This is a genomic window from Pseudomonas sp. Ma2-10, assembly GCF_054330215.1.
The window spans coordinates 1-4,810 of sequence record NZ_JBTEYL010000048.1; the positions used below are offsets into that span (position 1 = coordinate 1).

Sequence of the window (4,810 nt, forward strand, 5' to 3'; positions counted from 1 at the left end):
CCTGCCAGAGCTTGACCTCGTCACTCACCGCGTCGGTAATCGCCGAGATGAGGCTAGGAGAGACCTCTGTGCCGTACATTTCCTGCAAGTGAGCCTGAATTTCTCTGACACTCAAACCGCGAGCGTAGAGAGAGATGACTTTGTCATCGAAGCCCGTCCAGCGGGTTTGATGCTTGGCCACCAGCTGTGGCTCGAAGGACGCCTGGCGGTCGCGTGGGATGTCGAGCGGCAGTTCGCCGAAGTCGCCTTTTAGGGTTTTACCGCTATGGCCGTTGCGCGCATTGGCGGCGATGTTGGTGATCGCTGCACTTTTATCATGCCCCAGGTGTTCGGTCATTTCGGCTTCAAGGGCCCGCTCAACCAGCATCTTGGTGAGCTGTTTGAGCAGGCCATTTTCGCCGATGAGATCTTCGGGCTTTTTGTAGTTGGCCAACAGACTGTCGGCCAGTTTAACCAGTTCAGGATCAGGCTTGACTCGTTTGGCGCGCTTGGGTTTTGGCTCGGTCATCGGATTTCCTTGGGGTAGGCAGTCTCCTGCCAAATGACCGTTTACACAAAACTAATTACACCCTCTGAAAACTACATCTGTCGAATATCAGATAAAAAATCATAAAATTCTTTTTCTGTCATCTCAAACTCTGGCCCTTCGACCATTGCCATTAGTGACAACAACGCAATGTCTAAAGCTTTTGTGAGAGAGAGGTTTGGATCTTGGTAAATATCAAGTGCCTCTTTTGAGATTTTAAAAATATCAAATCCATCAGCAACTACTCTTCCAAGTCTGTCAGCCACTATGTCTTCCATGCTCATTGCTGCCCCCAACTCTTTAGCTCTGCTCCGGTCGGAGGGTAGTGCTGAGCATCAACCGGCTGCCCATTAATACTTTTCGGGTGGACACGGATTACTTCTCCTGCATGGTCATAGCTTTCCATCCATTGCCTCGTACTACCCGTTTTAGGATCAAACTCCGTGGCGAAAGAAGCACCCCGAGTAGGTCCTTCTGTCCTTGCAGGAACCTCTTGTGTGTAGTAACGAATACGGCCATCAGGCAGTATTCTAGTGACCGCTGCTGTCTCTTGAGCTTTTTGTAGTCCTGATAGTTTCGCTCTCAATGCAGCTTGGGCATTTGCACTTGTGGCTTCAGTAGCTACAACTTCTCCCGTTGTAGCAGTCGCTTTTGAACCAACTAAACCGTCAATTTAATCCAAATAAAATCCACCTGAGAGCGCATTGTTTTTCTAGGGTTGAACCATCAGAAAAAACCTCATCAGACGTTACAACTTTAAAAAACTCGCCACAGTCATAAACCTTAAATCCCTGGCTTTCCAACAACGAAATGCTGGCAAATCTATCCACACCAACTCTCTCCCAGAAGAGGTTGCCTAGCCACATAGTGCTTCCAATCGCCTCAATATATCCTTGCCTGAGCACGTTACGGCCAGGATTCCCTGAGGTGTCAATTTCCATTTGATCCAAGGGGGGAGGCAAGCCATTAGACTTCATTGGAAGACCTGAAAGAGGGCGACCCACGCATTCATACTCTAGAGGGTCTGTAGCGTTCTGCCAAAAATCATATTCGAGATCAGAAACCCATGCCTGAATAAAACCTGCAACACTGAGAATAGGCCCTATTTCCTCTTCCAACTTAGTATTACTATTCCCCTCTGATTCTTCTAGTACCAAAAAGCAATAACCCAGTGCTGGAAGCAACCCGAATCGGAGCTCAAACCCACCAGACACCAAGCCACTAGGCCATGATTTTTTTTTCAATATTTTCTTTTCAAGTGTTTTGATATCAATCTTAACCCCATGCAGAAAAAACACTGCGGGGGAGGAAAACTTATTTAAAAGCTCTTCAACCAAGGCTAGCATCTGCAAACCACTGATCGACTCGACATCAAAAACAAACTTGAATCTCTTCATCTTTTCAGGTCTCACTTGAATTCTTTAACAACCACTTTGACATTATATTCACGGCCGAATTCGATAAGCGACTTAGCAGCAGCCGAGCCACCAGGCTGAACTCGCAGATCAAGCACCATATTTGCTGGCACACCATTGACTTTCGCGCCATTTGTCCCTAAGTCGATAATATGATCTTGCATTCGGCCTAACCACGTACTTCCTACCGTATCTACAGATTTCAGACTAACGAGCGTATTACCATTCTGAAAATCAACAAGCGGGAAATATCCATTTCCTTCGGCCCCTACGTTATAACAGCCGCTCTGCGGTGAATACTCAGTTTTAGCAAGGTATGACTCAATGTCTACCCCTCGTTGAGTCGGCTTAAGAGTCCAAACCTCTGAAAGATTCGTTGTGAGATCTTTTGCACCAACTAAACTTTAAGAGACACAGAAAATTCTGGCCCGAGCTCCCCCCTCAAACTTATAACTAATCGCTCCCCCTCAGACTTAAACTCACGCTCCAACTCCTCACTCTTGAACCCGGAGTTTGGCGGATAATCAACATCCAGCGTTTCGTCATAAATGGCGGCCCATTTTAATAGACGTTCCTGAAGCTCTTTAGAAATCGGAAGTTCGCAAGGAGCCATGTCCCCATACTCACCTGGGGACATACTCCAAATCGGATAACACTGATAATCCGCCATTAATTTTATACATTTCACTTAACGCTCCCCCTTGGATTTGCACCGACAACGAAGCCGTTATCACCAACAGTCACAGCTATTCGCTGTGTCTGACCGTTAATATTTAACTCATAAATCGGGCGCCCAACTCCAGAGCCTTGATAGCCAACGAGCTTACCCTCAGAAACCGCCCTCATCACTACTCCCGGAATCTGAGCCTCTGACACACCCATCTGAGCGAATTGGCTACCATGCTCCTCAATGATGTGCTGCAACCCAGCCTTTGAGTTTCCGGTCTCTAGGAATACAACTTTCCCGCTAGAACTGCGAGTCATTGCGATGACATTCTCTGGGGTAAATTTCACACCATTAGCAGTTAACTCATCAAGCAAGGATGTGTTCAGCGTGCCTTTTGCACCAACTAGCCAGACGCTATTTAGTGGAGCTTACGCCATGATATTTGCGGACACATTTCCTGTACGAGCAAATTCTATAAAAATAGCACAAACAAGTTCTAAATCACGTGCGACCGCCCTAGCAGGATATTTTTCCCCTAAAATACTAACAAGTTCGTTTTTTGAGTTTAGATCAGTTAGAGTTCTGACGTCATGCTCACCGTCCTTATCATATTCGCAAAGCATCAGTAAAAACTTTTCATTTTCAACATGCAACGCCAACTCATAGGGGCAACCTTCAGATTCAGACTGACACCGCATCTTGACAACGCCAGAGCATTTACCAATAGAATTCAATACATCTCGAATAACCAACTCATTGGGATCCAAGATAGCTTCTAGCTGATGGCGATCTCCATCAGCGCCAATAAGATAACCTCCAAAAACCATACTCATGGCACCTCCTTAATCGACCGCATTCCCGGCACCCAATTATATGTTTTTGGCAATCCAGTTACGTCATCTACCGCTTGAACAGTCAATGAATTCAATCCAGCTTTTTCCGCAGCTGCCGCTATATCACCTTTGCAAAAACCACATACGTCTTTACCTGCAACGCTCATAGCCATATCCGCCCCCTGAGTCTTGCCAGCATTATATGCCTGCTGTATGACTCCAATTTCTGCATGAGCGTCGGCCATATTTCCGTTCGGCAAAGGTTTTCCTGTTGCTTCAATCTTGGTCGCTACTCGATCAGCTATCAGGGTTAGCTCATCTGGATTTGCCTGAGCCATTGGGCGAGCGGTTTGGTTTACATCAGTAAACGCTGTATCCCCAATTTCCCCCTCTGCAGTGACAACCGGAGAAACACCTTTTGCACCATCAAGTTAACTTTTTACAAGCTCATAAAGCTGTGCCCTCAGCATGTCAAATTCATTATTCTCCACAACCAGTGCCTGACCATCGCTATAAAGAACAAGATCATTCAGAGAGCCCATCCCACCATACATAGATACCAACTTCGACGAAGCATACTTAGGATCGCTGTGAAAATCTGCCCGAATTCCCTCAAGAGCTGCCGTCCACCCCTCCACGTCTCCGCCCACTCGAAGAAGTTCAATCATTCGTTTAAGAGTCAAATCAATATTTTTGAGCTTCATTTCAACGGACTCGAACTGATTACTTGGACCCCATCAATTAACCAGGGTTTTTGAACTACAATTTGCTGCGTCCCACCAACGTACAACCCACCTTGAGATCCAACCTCGCCAACATACACCTTGGTACCCGCCGGTATTTTTATCTCAAATGTAGTGTCGAGTGGCGACTTCGCGCCTCCTGGCCACTCCGGTAGAACAGCCTTGTCGATCCTTGACTGCAAAATACCAGATGGCGGTTCAGTACTAAAAAACTGCCCAAGTGGCTTATCGACAGTACCAGCTCGGTAAAGAACGGTATCCTTTTCGAGTGTGACAACAGAGTAACGTCCGCCAGGAAAAGTTTCAGCAATGCTATCGGCCAATGGTCCAGGTTTGATTGCCGAGTAGGTACCTTCTACTGGCCCAAAACCTTTTGCACCAACAGTATCACCCGACGCGATTTTCGTTGTCTACACGCGCAACGCCAGACGTGGCGCGGCCTGCACGCCGGTCGGCCCAGGTGATCCGCTGTCACCGCACAAAACCACCCCGACGCGGGTTTTCAGCCCGTAACAGCAGCCCCTGAACGTAAGCGAACGGGCATTACAGGTTGCGTAACGGCAGCCAGTTATGCGGCAACAACTCGGCGATCTCACTGGCGCGCTGCGTCGGCAGCCGCATCAGCA

At 47.5% G+C, this 4,810-nt stretch carries 6 protein-coding genes and 1 pseudogene; all 7 read right to left on the reverse strand.

The features are described 5' to 3' along the window. On the reverse strand, window positions 1–508 hold a 508-nt coding region (locus ACXPVS_RS27025; RefSeq protein WP_458512617.1), incomplete at its 3' end, for a transposase. Window positions 509–579: 71 nt separating this feature from the next. Beyond that, on the reverse strand, window positions 580–810 hold the full coding sequence (locus ACXPVS_RS27030) for a hypothetical protein (protein ID WP_458512618.1): 231 nt from the start codon (window positions 808–810) through the stop codon (window positions 580–582). A gap of 384 nt (window positions 811–1,194) precedes the next feature. Further along, the gene (locus ACXPVS_RS27035; RefSeq protein ID WP_458512619.1) at window positions 1,195–1,923 is read right to left on the reverse strand and encodes a hypothetical protein; all 729 of its coding nucleotides are present in this window, start codon (window positions 1,921–1,923) and stop codon (window positions 1,195–1,197) included. A gap of 11 nt (window positions 1,924–1,934) precedes the next feature. After that, entirely contained in the window at window positions 1,935–2,105 is a 171-nt protein-coding gene (locus ACXPVS_RS27040; RefSeq protein WP_327781985.1) for a hypothetical protein, read from the reverse strand. 931 nt (window positions 2,106–3,036) lie between these two features. Beyond that, a complete protein-coding gene (locus tag ACXPVS_RS27045; protein ID WP_458512620.1) occupies window positions 3,037–3,441 on the reverse strand; it encodes a DUF6911 family protein in 405 nt (134 codons plus the stop codon). After that, window positions 3,438–3,839 (reverse strand): annotated as a pseudogene (locus ACXPVS_RS27050) (cytidine deaminase-like fold-containing protein); the annotation flags it as partial. The pseudogene ACXPVS_RS27050 and the gene ACXPVS_RS27045, both read right to left, overlap by 4 nt. A 33-nt stretch (window positions 3,840–3,872) precedes the next feature. Beyond that, complete coding sequence (locus ACXPVS_RS27055) at window positions 3,873–4,145, reverse strand: DUF6966 domain-containing protein (RefSeq protein WP_458512621.1); 273 nt, start codon at window positions 4,143–4,145, stop codon at window positions 3,873–3,875. Between the last annotated feature and the right edge of the window lie 665 nt (window positions 4,146–4,810).